Source organism: Pseudomonas sp. N40(2020) (genome assembly GCF_014472415.1).
Lineage (GTDB): Bacteria > Pseudomonadota > Gammaproteobacteria > Pseudomonadales > Pseudomonadaceae > Aquipseudomonas.
Genome location: NZ_JACSZV010000082.1, coordinates 1 through 3,262, shown reverse-complemented (window position 1 = coordinate 3,262; position 3,262 = coordinate 1). Strand labels below are relative to the sequence as shown.

Sequence of the window (3,262 nt, the reverse complement as noted above, 5' to 3'; positions counted from 1 at the left end):
CTTTTGACCTTGCTCTTGTCTTTGAAGATCAATATCAAAAGATCGCAGCCTTCGGCAGCTCCTACAGGGGGGCGGTCAGCCCCTTAATGCAGGGTGACGCAGTTTAGCGGCGGACTTGCTTGAGTGTTTCGGCGATCAGGAACGCCAATTCCAGCGACTGATCGGCATTCATCCGCGGATCACAGTGGGTGTGATAGCGATCCGACAAGCCGTCTTCAGTGATCGGCCGTGCGCCCCCGATGCACTCGGTGACATTCTGCCCGGTCATCTCGATGTGAATCCCGCCGGCGTAACTGCCTTCCGCTTCGTGCACCTGGAAGAACTGCTTCACTTCGCCAAGGATCTGCGCAAAATCGCGGGTCTTGTAGCCGCTGCTGGCCTTGATAGTGTTGCCGTGCATCGGGTCGGAACTCCACAGCACCTGCTTGCCTTCACGCTGCACCGCGCGGATCAACGCCGGTAAATGATCGCCGACCTTGTTCGCGCCCATCCGCGCGATCAGGTTCAGACGCCCCGGATCGTTGCTCGGGTTGAGCACGTCGATCAGACGGATCAGATCATCGGGGTTCATGCTCGGGCCGACTTTCACCCCGATCGGGTTGTTCACCCCACGCAGAAATTCGACGTGAGCACCGTCGAGCTGACGGGTGCGGTCGCCGATCCACAGCATGTGCGCCGAGCAATCGTAGTAATCGTTGGTCAGGCTGTCGCGGCGCACGAAGGCTTCTTCGTAGTTGAGCAGCAGCGCTTCGTGGGCGGTGAAGAAACTGGTTTCGCGCAATTGCGGCGAGCTGTCCATGCCGCAGGCGCGCATGAAGGCCAGGGTTTCATCGATGCGATCGGCGAGGTGGCTGTATTTCTCGGCCAGCGCGGAGTTGGCGATGAAATCGAGGTTCCACTTGTGCACCTGATGCAGGTCGGCAAAACCGCCCTGGGCGAAGGCGCGCAGCAGGTTCAGGGTCGCGGTGGACTGGTGATAGGACTGCAGCAGACGTTCCGGATCCGGCACGCGACTCTTTTCGTCGAAGCCGATGCCGTTGACGATGTCGCCACGGTAGGCCGGCAGGGTCACGCCGTCGATGGTTTCGTCGTTGGCCGAACGCGGCTTGGCGAACTGACCGGCCATGCGCCCGACCTTGACCACCGGGCAACCGGCGGCAAAGGTCATGACGATGGCCATTTGCAGCAGCACCTTAAACGTGTCGCGAATCTTGGCTGCTGAGAATTCAGCGAAGCTTTCAGCGCAATCGCCACCCTGCAGCAGGAACGCCCGGCCCTGAGTCACTTCGGCAAACTGACGACGCAGTTCCCGCGCTTCGCCGGCAAACACCAGCGGCGGATAACTGGCCAGGGTTTGCTCGACCTGGCGCAGATGCGCGGCGTCGGGGTATTGGGGTTGTTGCTGGATCGGCAGGGCGCGCCAGCTGTCAGGGCTCCAGGGTTGGCTCATCACGGTCTCTAAGGTTCTACGCACGGAACGCCATGGTATCAGCAAATTAGTGCGTGACCTGTTCCCGCCCCATCGCCGACAATCGCTGCTTTGCCACGGCGCCACAGCGGTGCCATCGCGTCACCGCGCCCGGTGACCATCAGGAGACGAAATGACTGAGGAGCGCGTCGAGCTATTGCTCGCCGAGGTACAGGACGAGTTCGGCGTGATTCGCGTGCTGGAAGTGGCCGATTACCGCTTTCTGGAGTTCGGCGATGCGATCGAGCAGAGCTGCGTGTTCACTGCCGACCCGAGCTGGCTGGAGTACGACTACACCCGGGCGATGCTGATTGGCGCGCTGTGCCACGAGCATCCGGAGAGTGCGCTGTTCCTCGGATTGGGCGCGGGTACGCTGACTCAGGCTTGCCTCAAGTTTCTGCCGCTGGAAGATGTCGAAGCCATCGAGCTGCGTCCGGACGTGCCGCGTCTTGCAATCGAATATCTTGGCCTGGATGACGATCCGCGCCTGTACATCCGCGTCGGCGATGCCCTTGAATTGCTGCCGAGCGCGGAGCCTGCGGATCTGATCTTCGTCGACCTTTACACCGACGTCGGCCCCGGTGTCGGGCATCTGGCCTGGAGTTTTCTCGGCGACTGTCAGAAACGCTTGAATCCGGGCGGCTGGCTGGTGATTAACCAGTGGGCTACCGATGATGGCAAACCGTTGGGCGCGGCGTTGTTGCGCGGGCTCTATCACCGGCATTACTGGGAATTGCCGGTGAAGGAGGGCAACGTGATTCTGATTGTGCCAGCGGATCTGGATCAGGCGCTGGACATGCAGGCGTTGACTGCCCGGGCTGAAGCGCTGTCGCCGCAGTTGGGGTATTCGTTGCAGTCGTTGATCAAGGCGATTCGTCCTGCGACTTGAGCAGTAGGAGCTGCCGAAGGCTGCGATCCTTTGATCTTGCTTTTAAAAATCAAAGTCAAAAGATCGCAACCTGCGGCAGCTCCTACAGGATTTGGTGCGTTTCATCAGATGCCTTTGAAGATCCCGGGCCGCCGCTCAACCAGCGACCGCACACCTTCCTTGGCATCCTCGCTGGCCAGCAACTTCTTCACCAGCGCCGGCAAGCCCTGTGCTGCCGCCGTCTCACCTTCATACCGCGCCTGGCGCGCCGACATCAACGTCGCCTGCACCCCTAACGGCGCCTGTTGCGCAATCCGTTCGGCCAGTTCAATGGCCCGGGGCAGCAGATCCTCGCTGGCCATCACTTCCTGCACCAATCCCAGGTGCAAGGCATCGTGTGCATCGAATTCGTCTCCGGTCAGCAACCACCGCATGGCATTGCCCCAGCCGGCTACCTGATGAAAGCGCAGAGTCGCGCCGCCAAAAGGAAAGATCCCACGCTGCACTTCCATCTGGGCGAACCGGGTATTGCTCGCGCAAAGGTTGATATCAGCGGCCAGCATCAACTCGATGCCGATGGTCAGGCAGTAACCCTGTGCCGCGACAATTACCGGTTTGCTCACCCGTGGGCCGACGAAAACACCCCACGGATCGCAACCGCCGGTCGGAACTACCCAGCCTTGGGCAAGTGCCGAGCTGGCATTGACCAGATCCAGGCCGGCGGTAAAGTGTTCGCCATGGCCGAACACCACTGCCACCCGCGCCTCGCTATCCGCCTCGAACTCGCCATACGCCAGGCTCAGCTCATTGAGCAGGTCGAGGTCGAAAGCATTGCGCTTGGCGGCTCGGTCGAGGCCGATCAGGTGGACATGGCCACGACGTTCACGGCTGACGCGGCCGGGGCAGGGCTGATTCATGGATAACTC

3 protein-coding genes are annotated in these 3,262 nt (G+C 61.0%); 1 reads left to right on the top strand and 2 read right to left on the bottom strand.

Annotated features, from left to right (window positions below; translation table 11 throughout):
• Positions 1 to 103 precede the first annotated feature (103 nt).
• Positions 104 to 1,450, bottom strand: coding sequence for a class II 3-deoxy-7-phosphoheptulonate synthase (locus IAI51_RS27685; RefSeq protein WP_187681366.1), 1,347 nt, complete (start codon positions 1,448 to 1,450; stop codon positions 104 to 106).
• A 151-nt stretch (positions 1,451 to 1,601) separates the two neighbouring features.
• Here IAI51_RS27685 and IAI51_RS27680 point away from each other — a divergent pair, with 151 nt between their 5' ends.
• On the top strand, positions 1,602 to 2,357 hold the full coding sequence (locus IAI51_RS27680; protein ID WP_187681365.1) for a spermidine synthase: 756 nt from the start codon (positions 1,602 to 1,604) through the stop codon (positions 2,355 to 2,357).
• Between the two features lie 104 nt (positions 2,358 to 2,461).
• Here IAI51_RS27680 and IAI51_RS27675 read toward each other — a convergent pair whose 3' ends face one another.
• Positions 2,462 to 3,253, bottom strand: a complete 792-nt coding sequence (locus IAI51_RS27675) for a crotonase/enoyl-CoA hydratase family protein (RefSeq protein WP_187681367.1) — start codon at positions 3,251 to 3,253, stop codon at positions 2,462 to 2,464.
• Between the last annotated feature and the right edge of the window lie 9 nt (positions 3,254 to 3,262).

What these genes read in the sequence shown, in the direction of transcription:
- IAI51_RS27685 (WP_187681366.1), bottom strand. Translation starts at nt 1,450, where the DNA reads ATGAGCCAACCCTGGAGCCCTGACAGCTGGCGCGCCCTGCCGATCCAG.
- IAI51_RS27680 (WP_187681365.1), top strand. Translation starts at nt 1,602, where the DNA reads ATGACTGAGGAGCGCGTCGAGCTATTGCTCGCCGAGGTACAGGACGAG.
- IAI51_RS27675 (WP_187681367.1), bottom strand. Translation starts at nt 3,253, where the DNA reads ATGAATCAGCCCTGCCCCGGCCGCGTCAGCCGTGAACGTCGTGGCCAT.